Raw genomic sequence first — 23,503 nt, forward strand, 5'->3', positions numbered from 1 at the left:
GAGCTGTGGCGTACGGGGACCGAAGACTGTGGCGTGCCTGCTGTGTCGTACTGGTGGGCGGGGTGATGGCCGCCGGCTGCACCAGCGGCGGCGAGAAACCCGACGGCAAGGGGAGTACGGGCACGACGGCGGCCCCGACCAAGCCCCCGACCACCGCGCCGGCCCCGACGACCGCACCGACCGCGCTCGACTTCACCCCCGACCCGAAGCGCGCGCCGAAGACCGAGGCGGCGGCCCGACGCCTCGCCCTCGCCGTCGTCGCCGGTCCCGACGCCTGGGCCTCGGGCTACGTCAAACGCACCCCGTATCTCAGTGACCCGGACTACTGGCCCGTCCTCGGCGCCACCTGCTCCTGGGAGACCGGAACCCGGCCGGCCGACGTCCTCGCCAGCGTCACCGCCTACAGCGAGCTCCCCGCTGTCGGCGGCAAGGGCGCCCTGCGGGTCGCCGCCACCGTCACCGTGCACCGCACCGAGTCCGACGCCGACTGGGAGATGGCGTCGACCCTCGAAGAGGCGCTGCGCTGCCCCGACCAGAAACTGCGCGACGGTGAGCGGATCACCGAGCTCATGTCGCTCGGCAACCCCTTCGGCGTCGGAGGAAACGCCACCGCCGACGACGCCCTCCGCGAAGGCGGCTCCTACATCAACGACGCGGTGAAGGGGAAGCAGTTCTACAGCTGGTACCAGTCCCGGATCGGACAGGTCACCGTGGCCACCGTCGTCAAGGGAGCCCCCGGCTACAGCGAGATGAACGACGGCACGATGACCGGCACGAGCCAGGCGCAGGTGCGGGCACTCGTCACCATGCTCGACCGCGCCAAGGATGAGCTGGAGGGCCAGTCGTGAACCCCACCGCCCCGCAGCCCGAGCCCACCGCCCCGCAGCCCGGACCCGGCGCCCTCCAGCCGCTGCTGCCCTCCGATCCGTCGGCGATCGCCGGATACCGGCTCCTCGGCCGCCTCGGCGCCGGCGGCATGGGCGTCGTCTACCTCGGCCGTACGGCCGCCGGTGAACTCGCCGCCGTCAAGGTCACCCACGCCGACCAGGCGGACCAGCCCGACTTCCGGGCCCGGTTCCGCCGCGAGGTCGAGGCCGCCCGCCGGGTCTCCAGCCCCTGGGCCGTGCCCGTCACCGGCGCCGATCCGGACGCCCCCGAACCGTGGATGGCCACCGCCTTCGTCGCAGGACCCTCCCTCGGCGAGGCCGTCACCGCGCACGGCCCGCTGCCCGAGCGGAGCGTCCGCCTCCTCGGCTGGTCCGTCGCCCGCGCCCTCGCCGCCGTACACGCGGCCGGGCTCGTCCACCGGGACGTCAAACCCGGCAACGTCCTGCTCGCCGTCGACGGCCCGCGCCTCATCGACTTCGGCATCGCCCGCGCGACCGGAGAGACCGCGCTCACCGCCACCGACATGGTCGTCGGCACCCCCGGCTTCCTCGCCCCCGAGCAGGCCGAGGCCCGTGTCGACGCGATCGGCCCGGCCGCCGACGTCTTCGCGCTCGGCTGCCTCCTCGCCTACGCGTCCACCGGCCGCCCGCCCTTCGGAACCGGCGCCGTGGACGCCCTGATGTACCGGACCGTCCACGACGAGCCCGACCTCACCGGCGTCCCCGACGGGCTGCTGGACCTCGTCCGGGCCTGCCTGGCCAAGGACCCGGCCGCCCGGCCCACCGCCGCCGACATCGGCGTCAGGCTCGTGGAGGACAACCCCGGCAACGACGCCGACTGGCTGCCCGCCCCGGTCGTCCGGACCATCGCCGAACGCTCCGCCCGGATGCTCGCCCTGCCGGAGATCGACGTCACCGAGTCGGGCGGCAGCACCGGCCCGGCCGCGCCGGAGCGGAGCAGACGCGGCTTCCTGCTGCTCGCCTCGGGCGCCGCCGTCCTGGCCGTCGGCGGCGGTGCGGCGGCCGTCTGGGCGGGGCTCGGCGAGGACGGGAAGGACGGCAAGGACGACGGGAAGAAGGCCGTCCCGCCCCGCACCAGCTGGGCCATCGGCGTCCTCGCCGACCTGTCCGGGCCCGCCAAGGACATCGGCCGGGCCCAGGAACGCGGCGCGCGCCTGGCCGTCGAGCAGTTCAACGCGCGGAAGGACAAGCCCTTCACTCTCACCCTCAAGGTGGTCGACGACCGGGGCGACGCGTCCAGGGCCCTGGTGGCCGCCAAGGCCCTCACCACCGACCCCGGGGTCCTCGCCGTACTCGGCCCCACCACCGACGCCGTCGCCCAGGCCGTCGTTCCCGCCTTCGAGGAGGCCGAGATCCCGCTGATCACGGTCTCGGCCGGATACAACCTGCTCACGCTGCGCACGGGTGTCGCGCGGAACGAGACGGTCCTGCGCGCCATCCCGAACCACATCAGCGCGGGCACCCACCTCGCTTTCGCGGCCACGCTGCTGCCCCAGATCCGCCGTCCCGGGGTGCTGGAGGACCGGACCGACGACCACTACAGCTGGCAGGTCACCGGCGGTGTGCGCTTCGGCTTCGGGCAGGCCGGCATCACCCCGCACTTCCGGGTCGTCCCGGCCCACGCGCGGGTGTACCGCCGGGTGCTCGGCGAGATGATCGACGCGGGCATCGACGCCTACGTCCACTGCGGTGTCACCGAGACCGCCGTCCTCGCCGCCCGCGCGCTCGCTGAACTCGGCTTCACCGGACCGAGGTTCACCGGTCAGGCCGTCTTCGGCCAGGAGTTCGTCCGGCAGGCGGGGACCGCCGCCGAGGGCTGGTTCGTGTGCGCGCCCGTCGCCGACCCGGCCACGCAGAAGACGGCCGCGTCCTTCGTCGCCGCCCATCGCAAGCGGTACGGCGCCGCCCCCGCGTACTACGCGGGTGAGTCGTACGACGTGGTCACGATGACGATCCAGCAGCTGACGGCCCGGGCGAAGTCCGGCGGCAAGCCGGCGCGGAAGGGTCTGTGGGCAGCGCTGCGCAAGCAGAACTACAAGGGTGCGATGGGTGGTTACGCCTTCACTGAATCGGGCGATCTGAACATGGGGGGCACCTTCGTCTTCGCGGTGCAGAACGGCGCGTACAAGCCGATCGGCTCCGCCCCCCTGCTGCCGCGCAAGCCCGGGAAGAACGACGAGAAGGCCTGAGCCCGTGCAACCGCTGCGCAAGGCCGACCCGTCGACGATCGCCGGTTACCGGCTCCTCGGCCGTCTCGGCGCGGGAGGCATGGGCGTGGTCTACCTCGCCCGCTCCGGCGGCGGGGCGCTCGCCGCGCTCAAGCTCATCCGGGCCGAGCACGCCGCCGACCCGGGCTTCCGGGAGCGGTTCCGTCGCGAGGCCGCTGCCGCCGGGCGGATCACCGGCCGCTGGGTCGTGCGGGTGCTGGACGCCGACCCGGAGGCCCGGGAGCCGTGGCTGGCGACCGAGTTCGTGCCGGGCCCCTCGCTCGCCGAGGCCGTCGCCCTGCACGGCGCCCTCCCCGAGCCGGCCGTACGGGCCCTGGGTGCCCGGCTGGCGTCCGCGCTCGGCGACATGCACGAGGCCGGGCTGGTGCACCGGGACGTGAAGCCGGGGAACGTCCTCCTCGCGCTCGACGGGCCGCGCCTCATCGACTTCGGCATCGCCCGGTCCGCCGGGGCGACCGCCCTGACGGCCACCGACGCCATGATCGGCACCCCCGGGTTCCTCGCCCCCGAGCAGGCCCGGGCCGCGGGGGCGGGCGAGGTCGGCCCGGCGAGCGACGTCTTCTCGCTCGGCTGCGTCCTCGCGTACGCCCTGACGGGGGAGAGGCCGTTCGGTACGGGCGGGGTGGCGGCGGTCGTCTACCGGACGGTCCACGAGGAGCCCGACCTCACCGAGGTGCCGGACACGGTCCTCCCGCTGGTCAGGGCCTGTCTGGCGAAGGACGCCGCGGACCGGCCGACGGCCCTTGAGGTGCGGGCGGCGCTGGGGGACGCCGACGGGCCGGCGGGGGACTGGCTGCCGCCGGGCCTGCCCGCGCTGATCGCCCAGCGCTCCTCACGGGTCCTGGACCTGCCGGTGGCCGAGCCGACGATGCTGGTCGACTCCGAGCCGCCGAAGGGGACGTCACGGCGCAGGTTCCTGGTGGGGGGCTCCGCGGTGGCCGTCGCGGGAGCCGGTGGTCTGACCGCCTGGCTGCTGAGCCGCACACCGGGCGGGACCGGCACGGGGACGGGCGGCACCGGCGCCCCGCTCGACACCTACACGATCGGCGTCCTCACCGATCTGAGCGGCCCCACCAAGGCGGACGGTCGAGGGCAGGAGCGCGGAATCCGGCTTGCCGTGGAGGAGTTCAACGCCCGCCGCGACCGCCCCTTCGACGTGCGCCTGCGGGTCGAGGACGACGGTGGCAGGCCGGAGCGCGCCAGGGCCGCGGCCCTCGCCCTGCTGAAGGTCCCCGGTCTCGTCGGGATCCTGGGGCCGACCCTTACCTCGACCGCCGTCGCGGCCGGGGACGAACTGGTGCTCCACGGAATGCCGTTGGCGAGCGTGGTCGCCGATGTGCCGGCCGGGCAGATCAAGGGTCAGGAGACGAAGACCACGTACATCCAGCCGCGCACCATCCAGGACATGATGGTGGTGGCCTTCAGCCGCTACCTCTCCGAACACGGGGCGGTCCGGACCGCCGTCGTGGAGGACCGGGCCGGGGGCGAGTACACCTGGTTCGCCGTCAAGACCATGAAGGAGTACCCGCCGTCGAGGGAGAAGGGCGGGGTCGTGACCGCCCATCCCGTCGAGGCGGGCAGTGAGGACTTCGGCCCCGCCGTGCGGGAAGCCCTCGCGACCGACCCGCAGGGCGTGATGTACGTGGGGACGTCGCCGCTCCGGGCCGCGCTGTGCGCCAGGGCGCTGCGCGACCAGGGGTACCGGGGGCCCTGCGGCAGCGTCGAGCACGTGCTCCAGCCTGAGTTCCTGGCCGCCGCCGGTGCGGCCGCCGAAGGCTGGTACTTCGGCACCGGCTACGTCGACCCCGACGGCCTCCCGAAGGCGAAGGGGTTCGTCACCGCGTACCGGAAGCGCTGGGGTCTCGCCGGTACGACACCGGTCGACCGGTTCGCCACGGAGGCGTACGACCTCGCCAACTGGGCTCTCCAGGCCTTGCGCACGGCGGCCGCCAACCATGCCGAGTCGGTGCCCTCGGGCGTCCGCAACGACCTGCTGCAGACTCCGTACGCGGGGGTGGCGAAGACGTACACGGCCCAGGCGGGCAAGAACACGAAGCTCGCCCTGCTGGGCCTGTACCTCTGGCAGGTGAAGAGCGGGGTCCCTCGCTTCCTCGGGGTGTTCGACGAGGCGGCACGTACGGGAACGTGACCCGGCCGGAGCGCACGGAGGGGCCCGGTCCGCAAGCGCGGACCGGGCCCCTCCGCACCGGTCAGCCCACCACCGTCCACGTGTCGTTCCCCGCCAGCAGCCGGCCCAGGTCGCCCTTGCCGTGCTGTTCCAGGGCCGTCTCCAGCTGGTCCGCCATCAGGGTGTCGTACACCGGGCGTTCCACCGACCGGAACACCCCGATGGGGGTCTGGTGGAGGGTGTCCGGGTCCGCCAGGCGGGAGAGCGCGAAGGCCGTGGTGGGGGTGGCCGCGTGGGCGTCGTGGATCAGGATCCGCGACTCGTTCGAAGGGGTGACCGTGACGACCTGGAGGTCGCCGGTGGCCGGGTCGCGGACGACGCCCTTCTCGTCCTCGGTGCCGAAGCGGATCGGCTGCCCGTGTTCGAGGCGGATGACCGCCTCCTTGGCCTGGTCCTTGTCCTTGAGGACCTCGAAGGCGCCGTCGTTGAAGATGTTGCAGTTCTGGTAGATCTCGACGAGCGCCGTGCCGTTGTGGTCGGCGGCCTGCCGCAGGACCTCGGTGAGGTGCTTGCGGTCGGAGTCGACCGTGCGGGCCACGAAGGAGGCCTCCGCGCCGAGGGCGAGCGAAACCGGGTTGAAGGGCGAGTCGAGGGAGCCCATCGGCGTCGACTTGGTGATCTTGCCGACCTCGGAGGTGGGGCTGTACTGGCCCTTGGTCAGCCCGTAGATCCGGTTGTTGAACAGGAGGATCTTGAGGTTGACGTTGCGCCGGAGGGCGTGGATGAGGTGGTTGCCGCCGATGGACAGCGCGTCGCCGTCGCCCGTGACGACCCACACGGACAGGTCGCGGCGGGAGGTGGCGAGGCCGGTGGCGATGGCCGGGGCGCGGCCGTGGATCGAGTGCATCCCGTAGGTGTTCATGTAGTACGGGAAGCGGGAGGAGCAGCCGATGCCGGAGACGAAGACGATGTTCTCCTTCGCCAGGCCCAGCTCCGGCATGAAGCCCTGGACGGCGGCCAGCACCGCGTAATCACCGCAGCCGGGGCACCACCGCACCTCCTGGTCGGACTTGAAGTCCTTCATGGACTGCTGCGCCTCGGCCCGGGGGACCAGGTGGAGGAGGGGCTCACTCATCGATGGCCTCCTTGAGAGCGGCGGCGAGCTGCTCGGCCTTGAACGGCATGCCGTTGACCTGGGTGTGGCTGCGGGCGTCGACGAGGTACTTCGCCCGGACGAGGGTGGCGAGCTGGCCGAGGTTCATCTCGGGCACGACGACCTTCTCGTACCGCTTGAGGACCTCGCCGAGGTTCTTCGGGAAGGGGTTGAGGTGCCGCAGATGGGCCTGGGCGATGTGGCCGTTCTCCCGGCGGATGCGGCGGACGGCCGCTGTGATCGGCCCGTAGGTGGAGCCCCAGCCGAGGACCAGGGTCCGTGCGCCGTCCGGGTCGTCGACCTCGATGTCGGGGACGTCGATGCCGTCGACCTTGGCCTGCCGGGTGCGGACCATGAACTCGTGGTTGGCGGGGTCGTACGAGATGTTGCCGGTGCCGTCCTGCTTCTCGATGCCGCCGATGCGGTGTTCGAGGCCGGGGGTGCCGGGCACGGCCCACGGGCGGGCCAGGGTCTCCGGGTCGCGCTTGTACGGCCAGAAGACCTCGGTGCCGTCGGCCAGCTCGTGGTTCGGGCCGGTGGCGAACCGCGTCCGCAGGTCCGGGAGTTCGTCGACGTCCGGGATGCGCCAGGGCTCGGAGCCGTTGGCGAGGTAGCCGTCGGAGAGCAGGAAGACCGGTGTGCGGTAGGTGAGGGCGATCCGGGCCGCCTCGATCGCCGCGTCGAAGCAGTCGGCGGGCGTCTTCGGGGCGACGATCGGGACCGGCGCCTCGCCGTTGCGGCCGTACATCGCCTGGAGGAGGTCGGCCTGCTCGGTCTTGGTGGGCAGACCGGTGGACGGGCCGCCGCGCTGGATGTCGACGATCAGCAGCGGCAGCTCCAGGGAGACCGCGAGCCCGATCGTCTCGGACTTGAGCGCGACACCGGGGCCGGACGTGGTCGTCACGCCGAGCGCGCCGCCGAAGGCGGCCCCGAGGGCGGCGCCGATGCCGGCGATCTCGTCCTCGGCCTGGAAGGTGCGGACACCGAAGTTCTTGTGCCTGCTGAGCTCGTGGAGGATGTCCGAGGCCGGGGTGATGGGGTACGAGCCCAGGTACAGCGGCAGGTCCGCCTGGCGTGAGGCGGCGACCAGGCCGTACGAGAGGGCCAGGTTCCCCGAGATGTTCCGGTACGTGCCGGTGGGGAAGGCCCGGGTCGCGGGGGCGACCTCGTACGAGACGGCGAAGTCCTCGGTGGTCTCGCCGAAGTTCCAGCCGGCCCGGAAGGCGGCGACGTTCGCCTCGGCGATCTGCGGCTTCTTCGCGAACTTCTGCCGCAGGAAGGTCTCGGTGCCCTCGGTCGGCCGGTGGTACATCCAGGAGAGCAGTCCGAGCGCGAACATGTTCTTGGAGCGCTCGGCCTCCTTCCGGGACAGGCCGAACTCCTTGAGCGCCTCGACGGTCAGGGTGGTCAGCGGCACGGGGTGGACCCGGTAGCCGTCCAGCGAGCCGTCCTCGAGGGGCGAGGTCGCGTAGCCGACCTTGGCCATGGCGCGCTTGGCGAATTCGTCGGTGTTGACGATGATCTCGCCACCGCGCGGCACGTCCCCGATGTTGGCCTTGAGGGCGGCGGGGTTCATCGCGACCAGCACGTTCGGGGCGTCGCCCGGAGTCAGGATGTCGTGGTCGGCGAAGTGCAGCTGGAAGGACGAGACGCCCGGCAGGGTTCCGGCGGGTGCCCGGATCTCGGCCGGGAAGTTCGGCAGCGTGGAGAGGTCGTTCCCGAAGGACGCCGTCTCCGAGGTGAAGCGGTCACCTGTCAGCTGCATGCCGTCACCGGAGTCACCCGCGAAGCGGATGATCACCCGATCGAGACGGCGCACTTCCTTCTCGGTGCCGTGGTGCGGCTTCGCCGGGGCACTGCGCTGCTCCCCGAGCAATGCCTCACCGGCCTCGCTACTGACCTGGCTGGTCACTGAACTGGACCTCCCTCGCGGCAAGGGGACTCTCCGCCGGAGGCGGGAGAAGGCTCGGGATGCGGTCGGCCGATCACCGTCCGTCCCGAGGCCCACCCTACGTCGGTAAGGAGGGCCTTCCCGGGACTTCTCGCATCATGGACCTCTTTTTGAGACGCCCTCTTGCCCTGAATTGTCACGTTCTGTCGCCACCCGGAGTGTTCCGGAAAGCCGGATTCCGCCTCATTCTTTGGACCTAGGGCCCCTGGGGACCCCTCGACAGGCCGCCTTCCGGGTGGTCACGCGGGTGGTGACTCCCGGAGGGCGGCTTCTCCCGATATCTGACAGGGTGTCAGATGATCAGGATTTCAGATACGTCAACACCGCCAGTACCCGACGGTGATCGCCGTCACTCGGTGAGAGCCCCAGCTTCAGAAAGATGTTGCTGATGTGCTTCTCCACCGCGCCGTCGCTCACCACCAGCGCCTTCGCGATCGCCGAGTTCGTCCGCCCCTCCGCCATCAGACCGAGGACCTCCCGCTCGCGCGGCGTGAGGTTCGCCAGCACGTCCTGCTGACGGCTCCGGCCCAGCAGCTGCTGCACGACCTCGGGGTCCAGCGCCGTACCGCCGCCGGCGACCCGCACCACGGCGTCCACGAACTCCCGGACCTCGGCGACCCGGTCCTTCAGCAGATAGCCGACTCCACGACTGGAACCGGCCAGGAGTTCGGTCGCGTACTGCTCCTCCACGTACTGCGACAGCACGAGCACGCCGAGTCCCGGATGCTCCTTGCGCAGCCGCACGGCCGCGCGGACCCCCTCGTCCGTGTGCGTCGGCGGCATCCGCACGTCGGCGACGACGACGTCCGGCAGGGCGCCCTGCGTGGCGAGCCCGGCAACGGTCTCGACGAGCGCCTCACCGTCCCCCACGCCGGCGACCACGTCATGCCCGAGATCGGTGAGAAGCCGGGTCAGTCCCTCCCGCAGCAACACGGAATCCTCCGCGATGACCACCCGCACACGCCCGACCCCTTGATCCACAGCCACGCCCCACAGCCCCCATGCCTTCTTGCCCGAGTACTTCCTACGACTCGGCCAGCATCGCAGGGTCGCCTCGTGTTGTGCTCATTCCCGGGAGGAGTGCCCGCCACCGGATGTCCGGGCGCCCGGGCCCGCATGCCGTGCGGGCGCCCTCGGGGGCCGCGACGGGGCGGCGCCACCGCGCGGGGCGGCGCCCCGAGGGCCGAGGACCCCGGGGCGCCGCCCGCGCGATGTCGCGCCCTGGTCACGCCCGGTGGCGCCTGGTCGCGTCCGGTCGTGTCCGGTTGTGTACGGCGATGCGTGGTCGCGTCCGGTCGTGTCCGGTCGCGCCCGGTCACGCCCGCCAGGGCAGCTCCACCGTCACCGTCGTGGGCCCGCCCTCCGGCGAATCCACCGCGAGCACCCCGTCCACCGCCCCCACCCGCTCGGTGAGCGAGGACAGGCTCCGTCCGGTGACGACGTGCGCCCCGCCGACCCCGTCGTCCCGCACCTGAAGCATCAGCCGGTCACCCGTGCGCCACACGTCCACCCAGGCCCGCCGCGCCCGCGCGTGCGCCGTGACGTTCCGCAGCAGCTCCGAGACGGTGAAGTACGCGATGCCCTCGATCGCCGCCACCGGCCGCGCCGGCAGGTCGACGTCCACCGACACCGGGACCGCGCACCGCGAGGCCACCGCCGAAAGCGCCGCGTCCAGCCCCCGGTCCGTGAGGACCGCCGGGTGGATGCCCCGGGCGAGGTCCCGCAGCTCCTGGAGCGCGAGCTTCACCTCGCCGTGCGCCTCGTCGACGAGCACCGCCGCGGCCTGCGGATCCTCCGCCAGCTTCTCCTTCGCGAGCCCGAGGTCCATGGCGAGCGCGGCGAGCCGGGCCTGCGCCCCGTCGTGCAGATCGCGTTCGATGCGCCGCAGGTCCGCAGCCGCGGTGTCGACGACGACGCCCCGGTCCGACTCCAGCTCGGTGACACGGGAGGCGAGCCGGGAGGGCCCGAGCAGCCCGGAGACGAGGAAGCGGTCGACGGCGACGAAACCGCGCAGGAGCCACGGGCCGACCATCACGAAGAGCAGCCCGACGAGGCTGGTGACGGCGATCTCGAAGGGGGAGTCGAGGTAGAGGTCGTGGGACCCGTCGCCGTACAGCTGAATGCCGTCCTGCCCGACGTACGCCGGGAAGACCCACTGCCACAGCGGATACGTGAAGAGGCTCCAGCCCCAGGCCCAGAAGGCCACGGTCACGGAGAAGGAGAAGACCGCCCACGGCATGTGCACGATCGCGTACAGCAGGTGCCGCCAGGAAGCCCCGCTCTTCAACATGGCACCCATCCAGGAGAAGGCTCCGCCGGTCCGACCCCGTACCGGTTCGGGCGCCCGCACGTCGACGTCGAGCAGGGCACGCGCCCGGGCCCGCTCGACGAACCCGAAGCCCCGGCACATGGCGAGGGCCCCGGCGAGGATCGGCACGCCGAGGAAGGTGATGAGCAGCCCGGCGCCGGCCGAGACGAAGGCGATGGAGAGCGCGAACCAGCAGACGCTCAGCGGCAGCCCGATCAGCACGTAGAGCAGCGCACGCCACGTGCGGCCCTCGAACGGCGCGCGGATCGCGGCGGGGAGGTGGGAGGCCATCGCTGGGGTCCTTCTCTGCTCAGGGAGGGGGCGGGCGGTACGTATCCCAGGGTTCCGCGTCGGACCTCCCGGGACCATGAGGCGGGTGGGCGTCTGGGGGCGGGGGTTTTCCCTACCTCGGGGGTGCGGGGTGCGGGGTGCGGGGTGCGGGGTACGGGGTACGGGGTGCGGGTGCCGGGTACGGGTGCCGGGCCCTGCGGTCAAGCGGCCGGACGGTCCGGTGGCCCTGCGGTCAAGCGGCCGGACGGTCCGGTGGCCCTGCGGCCCAGCGACCGCAGGGCAGCACGCCGACGGGGGGAGCGAACGTCGTTCGCTCCCCCCGTCGGTCCGGCCGTGCCCGTGCCCCGGCTACACCGTCACGTCCTCGGCCGCGACCGCCACGGCAGTTCCGCCGTCACCGTCGTCGGCCCGCCCTCGGGGGAGTCCAGGACGAGCAGGCCGTCCACCGCCCCGAGCCGTTCCGCGAGGCCCGCGAGGCCCGTGCCGCCGTCGAAGCGGGCGCCGCCCGCCCCGTCGTCCCGCACCTGGAGCAGCAGCCGGTCCTTCGCCCGCCACACCTCCACGGACGCCGACCGCGCCCGCGCGTGCTTCGAGACGTTCTGGAGCAGCTCCGACACCGTGAAGTACGCGATGCCCTCGATCGCCTCCGCCGGCCGCTCGGACAGGTCCACCGTCACCTTCACCGGTACCGTGCAGCGCGCCGACACCGACGACAGCGCGGCGCTCAGCCCCCGGTCGGTGAGGACGGCCGGGTGGATGCCCCGGGCGAGGTCCCGCAGTTCCTGGAGCGCGAGCTTCACCTCGCCGTGCGCCTCGTCGACCATCGCCGCGGCCGTCTCGGGGTCGTCGAGGAGCTTCTCCTTCGCGAGGCCGAGCCCCATCGCGAGCGCCACGAGCCGCGCCTGCGCCCCGTCGTGCAGGTCCCGCTCGATGCGCCGCAGGTCCGCCGCCGCGGTGTCGACGACGACACCACGGTCCGACTCCAGCTCGGCGATCCGCCGCTCCAGTTCGTCGGAGGGGGAGAGGAGACCCCGGACCATGCCCCGGTCGGCGTTGGCCATGCCCCGGGACAGGAAGGGCAGCACGGGCCAGAGAACGATCAGGGAGACCAGCGCGATCGTGAACGTCACGATCCCCCAGGGCAGCCGGATCAGCCCGTACAGCTGCGTCCGCCAGGCAACCGGGTCCTTCAAGGTTCCCCACAGCCAGCCGAAGAAGCCGCCGCGCAACGGCAACGGGGACGGTTCGGCGATCTCGACCCCGAGCAGCGCACGGGCCCGCGCCCGCTCCGACCGGCCGATGAGGCGCGCGCCGCCGAGCCCGAGGGCGAGCAGCGGGAGCCCGATGACGGTGACGGAGAGGCCCACGCCGAGGAGCACGCTGACGACCGCGTAGACGAAACCGACCAGCGCGGTGAAGAGGTTGGAGAGGAGGAAGGCGATCTCCTTCCAGGTCTCCTTGCCGTAGGCGGTGCGCTTGGGCGGACGTGGTCGCGGGGACGGGGCGACGGCGGCCGCGGAGGACGCGGCGGGATCAAGATCGGCGGTCATGCTCTCCAGCCTGCCGGTCGGGGACCGCGCGACGCCATGGGGGAGGTCGGTGAGCAGCAGGGGGGATATCCCCACCAGGCCCCCCACCAGCCCCTCGCCCTGCCCCTGTGTGGTGTGCGCGAGCGCTGCGTGAGCACCGTACGAGGACCGTACGAGGACCGTGCTCACGCGACTGCTTACAGCCCCTTTAGCAGGGCCTAGACTCGCGTGCGTACAGAAGTGACTCATGAGACACCGAGACCGAGGGGCGGACGGACGTGCGGGAACAGACCGTTGTCGCGGCCGACGCGACGGGCGCGGCGGACTACTTCCAGACGTACTCCGTCGTCGGGCTGCTCGCCGTCGTCGGGGTGCTCTTCGTCGCCGTGGCGTTCGGCGCGGGCCGACTGCTGAGGCCCGTCGTGCCGACGCCCGAGAAGCTCCTCACGTACGAGTGCGGTGTCGACCCCGTGGGGGAGGGCTGGGCGCACACCCAGGTCCGCTACTACGTGTACGCCTTCCTCTACGTCATCTTCGCCGTCGACTCGATCTTCCTCTTCCCCTGGGCGACGGTCTTCGCCGCGCCCGGCTACGGCGCCACGACCCTGGTCGAGATGTTCGTCTTCCTCGGCTTCCTGGCCGTGGGGCTGCTCTACGCGTACAAGAAGGGCGTCCTGGCATGGACGTAACACCCCTGCCCACACCCCTGCCCGCTCCGAAGCTGGGCCCGCTGGCCCGCCTGGCCCCCGAGCCGATGAAGGTGGTCCTGAACTGGGGCCGCCGCTACAGCCTCTGGGTCTTCAACTTCGGCCTCGCGTGCTGCGCGATCGAGTTCATCGCCGCGTCGATGGCCCGGCACGACTTCATCCGGCTCGGCGTGATCCCCTTCGCGCCGGGCCCGCGCCAGGCCGACCTGATGATCGTCTCGGGCACGGTGACGGACAAGATGGCGCCGGCGGTGAAGCGGCTGTACGAGCAGATGCCGGAACCGAAGTACGTCATCTCCTTCGGCGCCTGCTCCAACTGCGGTGGCCCCTACTGGGACTCGTACTCGGTCACCAAGGGCGTCGACCAGATCATCCCGGTCGACGTGTACGTGCCGGGCTGCCCGCCGCGCCCCGAGGCGCTGCTCCAGGGCATCCTCAAGCTCCAGGAGAAGATCGCGCGGGAGAGCCTGGCCGAGCGGTACGCGACCACCGGCGGCGCGTCGGTCGCGCAGCTGACGAGCCCGCTGGTGGAGCGACCGGGAGCCGGGGCATGACGGCGTACGACTCCCTCCCCGACTCCGTGACGGAGATCTTCGGCGAGGAGGCGACGGCGGAGCAGGCGTACGACCTGCTGACCGTCGACGTCCCGCCGGGCTCGTGGATCACGGCGCTCGAAACGGCCCGGGACACGCTCGGATGCACCTACTTCGACTGGCTGAGCGCGGTCGACGAGCCGGGCACGGGCTTCCGGGTCTGCGCGCACGTGGCCGCGGTGGGGGAGGGGCGCCCGCGCCGCCTGCTGCTCCGGACGACGGTCCCGCACGCCGCTCCCGTCCTGCCCACGGCGATCGGCGTGTACGCGGGCGCGGGCTGGCACGAGCGCGAGACCCACGAGATGTTCGGCGTGGACTTCACGGGCCACCCGCACCTGGTGCCGCTGCTCCTCCCGGAGAACTTCGAGGGCCACCCGCTGCGCAAGGACTTCGTCCTCGCGGCCCGGGTCGCGAAGGCGTGGCCGGGCGCGAAGGAACCGGGCGAGTCGCACGAGGGCGGCCCGAAGCGCCGCCAGATGCTTCCCCCGGGCGTCCCGGACCCCAACGAGTGGGGGCCCCTGAAGGGCCAGCTGCCCCCGGCGCCGGCGCGCCCGGCCCGAGCGGCTGCGGGCGACCGCCCCGTCCGCCGGACCCGCTCGGTCACGGAGGGCTCGGCGAGCCGGCCGGAAGCCCCGGACACCACCCGCCCGCCGCGCCGCACGCGCTCGGTCTCGGAGGGCTCGGCGAGCCAGGCGGCGCCGCCGGAGCCGACCGACACCCCGGCCGCGGGCACGCCACCGCGCCGCACGCGCTCGGTCTCGGAGGGCTCGGCGAGCCAGGCGGTGCCGGCTCCTGAGTCCTCGGCGGACACTCCGCCCGCGGCGGGGCGTCCACCGCGCCGTACCCGTTCGGCGGCGGACGGCTCGGCGAGCCAGGCGACCCCCGACGGCCCCACGCCACGCGCGGAGGCCGCGCCCCCGCGTACCCGCAGCTCGGACGCTCCTTGGCACCACGCCAGCCCGGCTTTCGACAAGGAGCAGCCCACCCCTCCGCCGCCCGCGGGGGAGCCGGCAGCCCCGGCGGCGCCGGAACCCGAGCCCGTACCCAAGCCCGAGCCCGGACCCCAGCCTGAGCCGGCGTCCGGGCCCGAGCCCGAGCCTGGGCCGGCGTCCAGGCCCGAGGCCGGACCCAAGGGCGAGCCCGAGGCCGAGCCCGAGCCGGCGTCCAAGCCCGAGCCCCAGGCCGCGCCGGCGCCTGGCGCCGCGCCCGAGCCCGCGCCCGGGACCGAGTCCGGCGCCCCGCCCAAGGACGGGCCCACCGGGCCCACCAGCCCCACCGGCCCTCCCGACGGCACAGGCTCCACCAGCCCCACCGGCCCCGCCGACCCCACGAGTCCCACCGGGCCCACCGGCCCCGCCGACCCCACCACCCCCGCCGGAGGCGATCCCGCGTGAACGACGTACTCGACGTCGCCCTCCGGCTCCTCGTCGTCTTCGCCGTCTTCCTCGTCCTGCCGCTCGTCGTCGGCCAGACCGAGCACAAGGTCATGGCCCACATGCAGGGCCGCCTCGGTCCCATGTACGCCGGTGGGTTCCACGGCTGGGCGCAGCTCGTCGCCGACGGGGTGAAGTTCGCGCAGAAGGAGGACATCGTCCCCAAGGACGCCGACCGGCGGGTCTTCCAGCTCGCTCCGGCCGTCGCCCTTCTCCCGTACCTGCTCGTTCTTGTCGCGATCCCGATCGGCCCGGGCGAGGGCGCCGTCGGGCAGGTCGTCGACGCCGGCATCTTCTTCGTGCTGGCCGTGATGGGCGTCGGGGTCCTCGGCAGTCTGATGGCCGGCTGGGCGTCCGCGAACAAGTTCTCGCTGCTCGGCGGGCTCCGTACCGCCGCCCAGCTCCTCGCGTACGAGCTCCCCATGCTCCTCGCCGCCGCGTCGGTCGCGATGGCCGCCGGCACCGTCTCGCTCCCCGGCATCCTCGACGCCTTCGAGTGGTGGTGGCTGCCCTGGCAGATCGTCGGCGCCGTCGTGTTCTTCGTGGCGGGCCTGGCCGAGCTCCAGCGGCCTCCGTTCGACATGCCCGTCGCCGACTCGGAGATCATCTTCGGCGCGTACACCGAGTACACCGGTCTCCGCTTCGCGCTGTTCCTGCTCGCCGAGTACGCCGGCATCGTCGTCCTGTGCGGCCTCACCACCGTCCTGTTCCTCGGAGGCTGGCACGGCCCCTTCGGCGGTGACGGTCTCGGCTGGGTGTGGACCCTGCTCAAGACCGCCGTCCTCGCCTTCGTCGTGATCTGGCTGCGGGTCAGCTACCCGCGCCTCCGCGAGGACCAGCTCCAGAAGCTCGCCTGGACGACCCTCGTCCCGCTCGCGCTCGCGCAGATCGCGCTCACCGGCATCGTGAAGGTGGCGATCCAGTAATGGCCCCTCTTCTCCCTCCCTCCCGGCCCGGCATCCCCGGCTCGGGCCTCGCCAAGGGCCTCGCCGTCACTCTCCGCACGATGACGAGGAAGACCGTCACCGCGCAGTACCCGGACGTGCAGCCCGAGCTGCCGCCCCGCACCCGCGGGGTCATCGGGCTGTTCGAGGAGAACTGCACGGTCTGCATGCTCTGCGCCCGTGAGTGCCCCGACTGGTGCATCTACATCGACTCCCACAAGGAGACGGTGCCGGCGGCCGCCCCGGGTGGTCGCGAGCGCAGCCGGAACGTCCTCGACCGCTTCGCCATCGACTTCTCCCTCTGCATGTACTGCGGTATCTGCATCGAGGTGTGCCCGTTCGACGCGCTGTTCTGGTCGCCCGAGTTCGAGTACGCGGAGACCGACATCCACGAGCTGACCCACGAGCGCGACAAGCTCCGCGAGTGGATGTGGACGGTTCCCGAGCCGCCCGCCCTCGACCCGAGCGCGGAGGAGCCGAAGGAGATCGCGGCCGCCCGCAAGGCAGCCGAGAAGGCCGCCGCCGCAGCCCAGGCCGAAGCCGAAGCAGCGGCCCAGGCCGAAGCCGCAGCAGCAGCCGAAGCCCAGTCCGAAGCCCAGGCCGAAGCCCAGGCCGAGGGGGACCAGCCGTGATCCTCGCCGCCGCTCACGTCGCCCAGCAGGCCGCCCAGCAGCCCGTCCTGAACCAGCAGACCCACGGCTTCCTCTCGCCCACCGGCGTCGAGATCGCCTTCCTCCTCGTCGGTCTCGTCACCCTCGGCGCCGCCCTCGTCACCGTCACCACCCGCCAGCTCGTCCACGCCGCGCTCTGGCTGGTCGTGGCGCTCGGGGGCCTCGCCGTCGAGTACCTGCTCCTGACGGCCGAGTTCATCGCCTGGGTCCAGGTCCTGATCTACGTCGGTTCCGTCGTCGTCCTGCTTCTCTTCGGGCTCATGCTCACCAAGGCCCCCATCGGCCACTCACCGGACGCCGACTCCCGCAACAGACCGGTCGCCGCGGCCGTCGCGCTCGCCGCAGCGGGCGCGCTCGTCTGGGTGGTCGTCGACGCGTTCCGTACGACCTGGATCGACCTCGACGGAGCCGTGCAGGGCTCCACCGAGGTGTCCGGCCAGATCCTCTTCCGGCACTGGGTGCTGCCGTTCGAGGCGCTGTCCGTGCTGCTGCTCGCCGCCCTGGTCGGCGCCATCGTGCTGTCCCGCAGGAAGAAGGAGGAGCAGCGCTGATGCACCTCGCCTACCCGGCCGTCCTCGCCGCCCTCCTCTTCGCCATCGGCGTGTACGGCGTCCTCGCGCGCCGCAACGCGATCCTGGTCCTGATGTCCGTCGAGCTGATGCTCAACGCCGTCAACCTCAACCTGGTCGCCTTCGACGTCTGGCTCCGTGACACCCTGCACGCCGGTCAGGCCCTCACCCTCTTCACCATCGCCATCGCCGCCGCGGAGATCGGCATCGGTCTCGCGATCGTCCTGATGGTCCACCGCAACAAGGGCACCTCGGACATCGACCGGCTCCGTGACACGGCGGAGCCGCCGCAGCCCTGGGACACCGCGACCGAGGACGGCACGACCACCGACGACACGCCCACCGGCGAGAAGGCCGAGGCCACCGCGTGACCACCACGACCCTCGCGGTCCTCGTCCCCCTCCTCCCCTTCCTCGGCTCCGTCGCCGGACTCCTGATCGGCCGCACCGCCCCCGGCTACGTCCGCCCGCTGGCCGTGCTGCCCACCGTCGCCGCCGCGGTCCTGGCCGTGGTCGTCGCCGTACGGCAGGGCGGCGGGAAGCCGATCGACGCCGCGACCCAGCTCACTCCCACCGGCTCGGTCCCCATCGACCTGGCCCTGTACATCGACGGCTTCGCGGCCCTCGTCGCCGTCCTCGTCGGCGTCGTCGCGACCTGCGTGCAGATCTACTCGACCGGCTACCTCCGCGAGGACCCGCGCTACCCCTCGTACGCCGCGCTCGTCTCCCTCTTCACCTCCGCGATGCTGCTCGTCGTCTACTCGGGCGACCTGATGGTCCTCCTGGTCGGCTGGGAGATCATGGGCATCTGCTCGTACTTCCTCGTCGGCCACTACTGGGAGACCCCCGAGGCGCGGGCTGCCTCCCTGAAGGCCTTCCTCGTCACCAAGCTCGGTGACGTCCCCTTCCTCATCGGTCTCTTCGCGCTCGCCACCGACGCGGGCACGTTCCGGATCACGGGCGTCCTCGGCGCCGTCGCGCGCGGCGAGCTCGACCACCCCACCGTGATCGCGCTGCTGCTGCTCGCCGGTGTGGCGGGCAAGTCGGCCCAGTTCCCCCTGCACACCTGGCTCCCGGACGCCATGGCCGGTCCCACCCCCGTCTCCGCGCTCATCCACGCGGCGACGATGGTCGCCGCCGGTATCTACTTCACGGCCCGGCTGCTGCCCGTCTTCGCCGCCTCCGCCGCCGCGATGACGGTGCTCGCCGTGATGGCCGCGATCACGATGGTCGGCTCGGCGCTCGCCGCGCTCGCCCAGGACGACATCAAGCGGGTCCTCGCCTACTCGACGATCGGTCAGCTCGGCTACATGGCCGGCGCCCTGGCCGTCGGCGACCGCGGGTCCGCCGTCTTCCACCTCCTCTCGCACGGCGCCTTCAAGGCCCTGCTGTTCCTCGCCGCCGGTACCGTCATCCACGCCGCCGGTACGAACTCGCTGACCGCCATGTCCCGGATGAGCGGCCTCGCGAAGCGCATCCCGGACGCGTACTGGACGATGACCGTCGCCCTGCTCGCGCTCGCCGCGATCCCGCCCTTCGCCGGCTTCTTCTCCAAGGAGGCCGTCCTGGTGGCCGCCGAGCACACCGCGCTCGGAGAGCGGACCGTCGCCCCCGCCGGGGCCGGCTGGACCGTCCTCGTCGCCGGGCTGCTGACCGCCTTCCTCACCGCCGCGTACGCGCTCCGCCTCTGGCTGCGGACCTTCCGTGGGCGAGGCGCCGAGGCCCCGGACCACGGTCGGCAGCCGATCGCCATGACGTCCGTCCTGTGGGTGCTCGCGATCCCCTCCCTGGGTTTCGGTCTGACGGTCACGTACCTCGACGACTGGTTCGACGGGAACGCGCTCACCCCGACCGTCACCACGGCCGTCCTCGGCACCGGCCTCGCCGCCGCGGGCGCCGTGATCACGTATGCGATCTGGCGCACCCTCGCCGCCAGGACCCCGGTGACGGCGGCCGCCGCCCAGGCGCCCGCCCCCCACGTGGCCCACCCGGACGCCGACGCCGGTCTCGTCGAGGCCGAGGCGCTGCGCCTGCCGCACCCCGCCGAGGACCCGGCTGACCCCGGCCGTGCCCTCCTCGGCCCGCTGCACGGTCCCGCCGCCGACGGCTTCCACCTGGACGCCGTCTACCGGACGGCGTTCGTCCGCCCCGTCCTCGGCGCCGCCTCGCTGGTCCGCTTCCTGGACCGCGAGGTCGTCGACACCTACGTCCGCGCCGCGGGCACCTCCGCCAAGGGGCTCGGCTGGCTCGTCCGCCGCGCCCAGACCGGCAACGTGCAGACCTACCTCAGCGCCCTGCTCGCCGGCTCCGTCGTCCTGGCGATCGTCGCCGTCGCCCTCGCCAACGCCGCCGCCGGAGCGTGAGCCGTGATCGATATCAGCGAATCCGTGATGCAGTTCCTTCTGGCGTTGATCGTCGCCGGACCGCTCCTCGGCGCGGTCGCCGCCCTTCTCCCCGCCCCGCCGGGACTGAAGGGGAAGTCGCCCGACCAGGCCGTGCTCCGCCACGGCGTCACCGTCACCGGTGTGATCCTGCTGGCCGCGCTCGTCCTCGCGCTCGGCTTCGACCACGACCAGCCGTCGAGGATGCAGGCCACGACGGACATCAGCTGGATCCAGGCACTCGACGTGCGGATCCACCTCGGTGTCGACGGCATTTCCCTCCCCCTCCTGGTCCTGACCGCGCTCCTGAGCTTCCTCTGCGCGCTGTACTCCTACTTCAAGATGCCGAGCGGCCCTTCCCCCAAGGGCTTCGTCGCGCTGCTCCTCGTCCTGGAGTCCGGCACCCTCGCCACCTTCGCCGTCCTCGACCTGGTCCTGTTCTTCCTGGCCTTCGAGATGGTCCTCATCCCGATGTACTTCCTCATCGCCCGCTGGGGCGGCGAGGGCAAGCAGGCCGCGGCCTGGAAGTTCATCCTCTACACGCTGCTCGGCTCCGTCGTCATGCTGCTCGGCCTGCTCCTCATCGGTGTGAAGGCGGGCACTTTCGACATGGTGGCACTGGCCACTGACAACGGCCGTGGACTGACCACATCCGTGCAGGTCATCGCCGTTCTCGCGATCGGCGTCGGGCTCGCCGTGAAGACCCCGATGTGGCCGCTGCACAGCTGGCTGCCGGACGCCCACACCGCCGCCCCGACGGTCGGCTCGGTCCTCCTCGCGGGCGTCCTGCTCAAGATGGGCACGTACGGCTTCGTCCGGATCGTCCTGCCGATCGCCCCCGACGGCATGCGGATCTTCGCCCCCTACCTCGCCGCCTTCGCCGTCGCCGGGATCATCTACGGATCGCTCGCCTGCCTCGCCCTCGCGCGGCCCGGCAACAAGGGCGACCTCAAGCGCCTCATCGCGTACTCCTCCGTCGGCCACATGGGCTTCGTGCTCCTCGGCATCGCCACCATGACCCCCACCGGGGTCAACGGCGCCCTCTTCGCCAACGTCGCCCACGGCCTCGTCACCGGCCTGCTCTTCTTCCTGGTCGGCGCGGTCAAGGACCGGTACGGCACCGCCGACCTCGACACCCTCGCCGGAGCCACCGGCGCCGCCCTCTACGGCCGTGCCCCGCGCCTCGGCGCCCTCCTCGCCTTCGCCGCCGTCGCCTCCCTCGGCCTGCCCGGCCTGGCCGGCTTCTGGGGCGAGATGCTGGCCCTGTTCGGCGCCTTCGAGCCCGCCGAGGGCCTCAGCCGCCCCGCCTTCCTCACCTTCATGGCGATCGGCGCCTTCGGCACCCTCCTCACCGCCGCGTACCTCCTGCTCGTCGTCCGCCGCGTCTGCATGGGCGGGCCCCGCCCCGCGGGGGAGACACCGATCGCCGACGTCCAGGGGTACGAGTTCGCCGCCTGGACCCCGCTCGTCGCCCTCACCGTCCTCGCGGGCCTCTGGCCCGCGGTCCTCCTCGGCCTCACCGACCCGGCCGTCCAGAAGCTCCTCGCCGGAGGCACCCGATGACCCCAGTGACGGCGTTCGCCGGCGAGTCGCTCGTCCAGTCCGTCGACTGGCTCACGATCGCGCCCCCCACCCTCACGGCCCTGGTCGCCCTCGTCGTGCTCGTCGCCGACCTGTTCGTCCCCGAGGAGCGCAAGCGGCTCCTCGGCTGGACCGCCATCGCCGGCCTGGCCGCCGCCCTGGCCCTCCTCGTCCCGCTGCGGGCCGGCGACCGATCCACCTTCTGCCTCTCCGCGGACACCCGGGTCGGCGCGTGCAGCTACACGGCCGACCACTTCACCCTGGTCATCCAGCTGCTCGTGCTCGGCGGCGCGCTCCTGACGGCGCTGCTCTCCGTCACCGAGACCCGCGAGAAGCTCCCCGCCGGCGAGTACTGGTTCCTGCTGCTCTCCTCGGCCGCCGGAGCCGCCCTGCTGCCCGCCTCCCGGGACCTCGCGACCCTGGTCGTCGCCCTGGAGGTGGCCTCGCTGCCCGCCTTCGCGCTCGTCGGCCTCAAGCGCGGCGACCGCATGTCCGGCGAGGCCGCGCTGAAGTTCTTCCTGTCCTCCGTGACCGCGACCGCCGTCACCCTGCTCGGTGTCAGCTTCGTGTACGCGGCGACCGGCACCCTCCACCTCACGGAGCTCGCCCAGTCCCTCGACGACGTCCCCGGACAGCTCCAGACGCTCGCCGAGGCGGGCGTGGCCCTCACGCTCGTCGGCTTCGCCTTCAAGACGGCCGCCGTCCCCTTCCACTTCTGGGTGCCGGACACCTACGTCGGCGCCCCGCTGCCCGTCGCCGCCTACCTGTCGGTGGTCGGCAAGGCCGTCGGCTTCACCGGGCTCATCCTGGTGACCGTCGTCGCCTTCCCCTCGTACGCCGACGTGTGGGGGCCGGCGCTCGCCGCCCTCGCCGCGCTGACCATGACCGTCGGCAACGTCGCCGCGCTGCGGCAGCTGTCCACGCGCGCGTGGAGCGCGGTCCGGCTGCTCGCCTGGTCCTCCGTCGCCCAGGCGGGCTACCTGCTCGTGCCGATCGCGGCCGCCGCGTACTCCAGCGACGACCAGATCGGCGCCACCGTCGCGTACGCCCTGATGTACGCCGTGGTGAACCTCGGCGCGTTCGCGGTCGTCGCGCTCGTCGCCCGCCGGCACCCCGAGAACCGGATCGCGGACTACCGGGGCCTGTACGCGACGAGCCCCGCCGCCGCCCTCGCGCTCGCCTTCTTCCTCCTGAATCTGGCCGGTTTGCCCCCGGGTATCATCGGCCTCTTCGCCAAGGTGACCGTCTTCTCGGCGGCCGTCGACGCGGGCCTCGGCTGGCTGGCCGTGATCATGGGCGTCAACGTCGTGATCGGGCTGTACTACTACCTCCGCTGGACGGCGCTGCTGTTCCGCACGCCGGAGGGCGCGGTGCGGCAGCCGTCCGCCGGGAGCCCCGTCCCCCACACGGTCCCCGCGCCGATCACCCTGGCGATCGTGCTGACCGCCGCCGCCGGAGTCGTCCTGTCGGGCTACCCGCAGATCGCGCTCCGCTTCGCGACGGACAGCCTGTTCTGACCCCCCACACGACGAGACACCAGGAGCGGGAAACACCGTGCTGAACGGATTCAAGGACTTCATACTTCGCGGGAACGTCATCTCGATGGCCATCGGTCTGGCCGTCGGAACGGCGTTCACGGCGGTCGTCACCGGCTTCAGCAAGGCCTTCATCACCCCGCTCATCGGTCTGGCGACCGGCACCGTCGGCAACTTCAACGACGCGCAGTTCCACGTCGGCAGGACCGTCTTCCCCTACGGCCTCGCCATCTCCGCCGCCATAGCCTTCGTCATCACCGCCGCGGTCCTGTACTTCCTGATCGTCGCCCCGCTGGCGAAGGTCCAGGAGCGGTTCAAGCAGGAGGAGGCGGCCGACCCCAAGTCCGAGAAGCGCGACTGCCCCCGCTGCTTCACGGAGATCCCGGCCATCGCCTCCCGCTGCGCCCACTGCACCAGCGAGGTCGAGCCCACCGTCCTGGTCGAGGAGAAGATCCCGGCCGCCCGCTGATCACCCGAACGGCCCACACCCCGCCCCCGGCGCCCCCGGTACGGCCGGGGGAACCCGAACCTCCCGCCTGGCGTTGACCAGTACGGAAGGGTCCACTGGACGAGTGGATATGACCACGAAGCAAA

The 23,503-nt window shown here is 72.4% G+C and carries 19 protein-coding genes; 14 read left to right on the forward strand and 5 right to left on the reverse strand.

The features are described 5' to 3' along the window. Window positions 1-5: 5 nt before the first annotated feature. From ACIP84_RS30490 to ACIP84_RS30500, 3 genes are read left to right on the forward strand one after another with little or no spacing between them, the layout of a single operon-like run. A complete protein-coding gene (locus ACIP84_RS30490) occupies window positions 6-848 on the forward strand; it encodes a hypothetical protein (RefSeq protein WP_401802151.1) in 843 nt (280 codons plus the stop codon). Then, entirely contained in the window at window positions 845-3,097 is a 2,253-nt protein-coding gene (locus tag ACIP84_RS30495; protein WP_401802154.1) for a bifunctional serine/threonine-protein kinase/ABC transporter substrate-binding protein, read from the forward strand. The genes ACIP84_RS30490 and ACIP84_RS30495 overlap by 4 nt, the downstream gene beginning before the upstream one ends. A gap of 4 nt (window positions 3,098-3,101) precedes the next feature. Continuing rightward, window positions 3,102-5,285, forward strand: coding sequence for a bifunctional serine/threonine-protein kinase/ABC transporter substrate-binding protein (locus tag ACIP84_RS30500; protein WP_401802156.1), 2,184 nt, complete (start codon window positions 3,102-3,104; stop codon window positions 5,283-5,285). 61 nt (window positions 5,286-5,346) lie between these two features. Here ACIP84_RS30500 and ACIP84_RS30505 read toward each other — a convergent pair whose 3' ends face one another. From ACIP84_RS30505 to ACIP84_RS30525, 5 genes are all read right to left on the reverse strand, one after another. Beyond that, window positions 5,347-6,399: a 2-oxoacid:ferredoxin oxidoreductase subunit beta gene (locus tag ACIP84_RS30505; RefSeq protein WP_355969878.1), complete on the reverse strand. Its 1,053-nt coding sequence runs from the start codon at window positions 6,397-6,399 to the stop codon at window positions 5,347-5,349. Further along, entirely contained in the window at window positions 6,392-8,329 is a 1,938-nt protein-coding gene (locus ACIP84_RS30510; RefSeq protein ID WP_355969875.1) for a 2-oxoacid:acceptor oxidoreductase subunit alpha, read from the reverse strand. The genes ACIP84_RS30505 and ACIP84_RS30510 overlap by 8 nt, the downstream gene beginning before the upstream one ends. A gap of 339 nt (window positions 8,330-8,668) precedes the next feature. Next, the gene (locus tag ACIP84_RS30515; RefSeq protein ID WP_073910937.1) at window positions 8,669-9,328 is read right to left on the reverse strand and encodes a response regulator transcription factor; all 660 of its coding nucleotides are present in this window, start codon (window positions 9,326-9,328) and stop codon (window positions 8,669-8,671) included. Between the two features lie 355 nt (window positions 9,329-9,683). After that, window positions 9,684-10,967 (reverse strand): sensor domain-containing protein, encoded by a 1,284-nt coding sequence (locus tag ACIP84_RS30520; RefSeq protein ID WP_355966957.1) that lies wholly within the window; start codon window positions 10,965-10,967, stop codon window positions 9,684-9,686. Window positions 10,968-11,323: 356 nt separating this feature from the next. After that, on the reverse strand, window positions 11,324-12,517 hold the full coding sequence (locus tag ACIP84_RS30525) for a sensor histidine kinase (RefSeq protein WP_401802253.1): 1,194 nt from the start codon (window positions 12,515-12,517) through the stop codon (window positions 11,324-11,326). Between the two features lie 257 nt (window positions 12,518-12,774). Here ACIP84_RS30525 and ACIP84_RS30530 point away from each other — a divergent pair, with 257 nt between their 5' ends. The 11 genes from ACIP84_RS30530 to mscL are packed head-to-tail and all read left to right on the forward strand — an operon-like array spanning window position 12,775 to window position 23,378. Continuing rightward, the gene (locus ACIP84_RS30530; RefSeq protein WP_055600797.1) at window positions 12,775-13,185 is read left to right on the forward strand and encodes an NADH-quinone oxidoreductase subunit A; all 411 of its coding nucleotides are present in this window, start codon (window positions 12,775-12,777) and stop codon (window positions 13,183-13,185) included. Then, window positions 13,176-13,757, forward strand: a complete 582-nt coding sequence (locus ACIP84_RS30535) for an NADH-quinone oxidoreductase subunit B family protein (RefSeq protein WP_355966963.1) — start codon at window positions 13,176-13,178, stop codon at window positions 13,755-13,757. Before ACIP84_RS30530 ends, ACIP84_RS30535 begins: the two co-directional genes overlap by 10 nt. Next, window positions 13,754-15,190, forward strand: a complete 1,437-nt coding sequence (locus ACIP84_RS30540) for an NADH-quinone oxidoreductase subunit C (RefSeq protein WP_401802162.1) — start codon at window positions 13,754-13,756, stop codon at window positions 15,188-15,190. The genes ACIP84_RS30535 and ACIP84_RS30540 overlap by 4 nt, the downstream gene beginning before the upstream one ends. Further along, a complete protein-coding gene (locus tag ACIP84_RS30545) occupies window positions 15,187-16,155 on the forward strand; it encodes an NADH-quinone oxidoreductase subunit H (protein WP_401802163.1) in 969 nt (322 codons plus the stop codon). Before ACIP84_RS30540 ends, ACIP84_RS30545 begins: the two co-directional genes overlap by 4 nt. Then, a complete protein-coding gene (locus ACIP84_RS30550) occupies window positions 16,155-16,805 on the forward strand; it encodes a NuoI/complex I 23 kDa subunit family protein (RefSeq protein WP_401802166.1) in 651 nt (216 codons plus the stop codon). Before ACIP84_RS30545 ends, ACIP84_RS30550 begins: the two co-directional genes overlap by 1 nt. Before the next feature lie 47 nt (window positions 16,806-16,852). Beyond that, entirely contained in the window at window positions 16,853-17,395 is a 543-nt protein-coding gene (locus ACIP84_RS30555; protein ID WP_355967094.1) for an NADH-quinone oxidoreductase subunit J, read from the forward strand. Next, window positions 17,395-17,784, forward strand: a complete 390-nt coding sequence (gene nuoK / locus ACIP84_RS30560) for an NADH-quinone oxidoreductase subunit NuoK (RefSeq protein WP_355966974.1) — start codon at window positions 17,395-17,397, stop codon at window positions 17,782-17,784. The genes ACIP84_RS30555 and nuoK overlap by 1 nt, the downstream gene beginning before the upstream one ends. After that, entirely contained in the window at window positions 17,781-19,775 is a 1,995-nt protein-coding gene (locus ACIP84_RS30565; protein ID WP_401802169.1) for an NADH-quinone oxidoreductase subunit L, read from the forward strand. Before nuoK ends, ACIP84_RS30565 begins: the two co-directional genes overlap by 4 nt. A gap of 27 nt (window positions 19,776-19,802) precedes the next feature. After that, window positions 19,803-21,356 carry an NADH-quinone oxidoreductase subunit M gene (locus ACIP84_RS30570; protein WP_355967096.1) on the forward strand — a complete coding sequence of 518 codons (1,554 nt, stop codon included), beginning with the start codon at window positions 19,803-19,805 and terminating at the stop codon, window positions 21,354-21,356. Further along, entirely contained in the window at window positions 21,353-22,891 is a 1,539-nt protein-coding gene (locus tag ACIP84_RS30575) for an NADH-quinone oxidoreductase subunit N (protein ID WP_401802171.1), read from the forward strand. The genes ACIP84_RS30570 and ACIP84_RS30575 overlap by 4 nt, the downstream gene beginning before the upstream one ends. Window positions 22,892-22,928: 37 nt before the next feature. Beyond that, window positions 22,929-23,378: a large conductance mechanosensitive channel protein MscL gene (gene mscL, locus ACIP84_RS30580; protein ID WP_401802172.1), complete on the forward strand. Its 450-nt coding sequence runs from the start codon at window positions 22,929-22,931 to the stop codon at window positions 23,376-23,378. Window positions 23,379-23,503 lie beyond the last annotated feature (125 nt).

The sequence above is a fragment of the Streptomyces sp. NPDC088707 genome, from assembly GCF_044752725.1.
Classification (GTDB): domain Bacteria; phylum Actinomycetota; class Actinomycetes; order Streptomycetales; family Streptomycetaceae; genus Streptomyces.

Bases quoted from the DNA above. Each gene is read 5' to 3' on its own strand.
- nuoK (WP_355966974.1), top strand. From the start codon at position 17,395: ATGCACCTCGCCTACCCGGCCGTCCTCGCCGCCCTCCTCTTCGCCATC.
- ACIP84_RS30535 (WP_355966963.1), top strand. From the start codon at position 13,176: ATGGACGTAACACCCCTGCCCACACCCCTGCCCGCTCCGAAGCTGGGC.
- ACIP84_RS30525 (WP_401802253.1), bottom strand. From the start codon at position 12,517: ATGACCGCCGATCTTGATCCCGCCGCGTCCTCCGCGGCCGCCGTCGCC.
- ACIP84_RS30505 (WP_355969878.1), bottom strand. From the start codon at position 6,399: ATGAGTGAGCCCCTCCTCCACCTGGTCCCCCGGGCCGAGGCGCAGCAG.
- ACIP84_RS30520 (WP_355966957.1), bottom strand. From the start codon at position 10,967: ATGGCCTCCCACCTCCCCGCCGCGATCCGCGCGCCGTTCGAGGGCCGC.
- ACIP84_RS30570 (WP_355967096.1), top strand. From the start codon at position 19,803: ATGCAGTTCCTTCTGGCGTTGATCGTCGCCGGACCGCTCCTCGGCGCG.
- ACIP84_RS30540 (WP_401802162.1), top strand. From the start codon at position 13,754: ATGACGGCGTACGACTCCCTCCCCGACTCCGTGACGGAGATCTTCGGC.
- ACIP84_RS30575 (WP_401802171.1), top strand. From the start codon at position 21,353: ATGACCCCAGTGACGGCGTTCGCCGGCGAGTCGCTCGTCCAGTCCGTC.
- ACIP84_RS30550 (WP_401802166.1), top strand. From the start codon at position 16,155: ATGGCCCCTCTTCTCCCTCCCTCCCGGCCCGGCATCCCCGGCTCGGGC.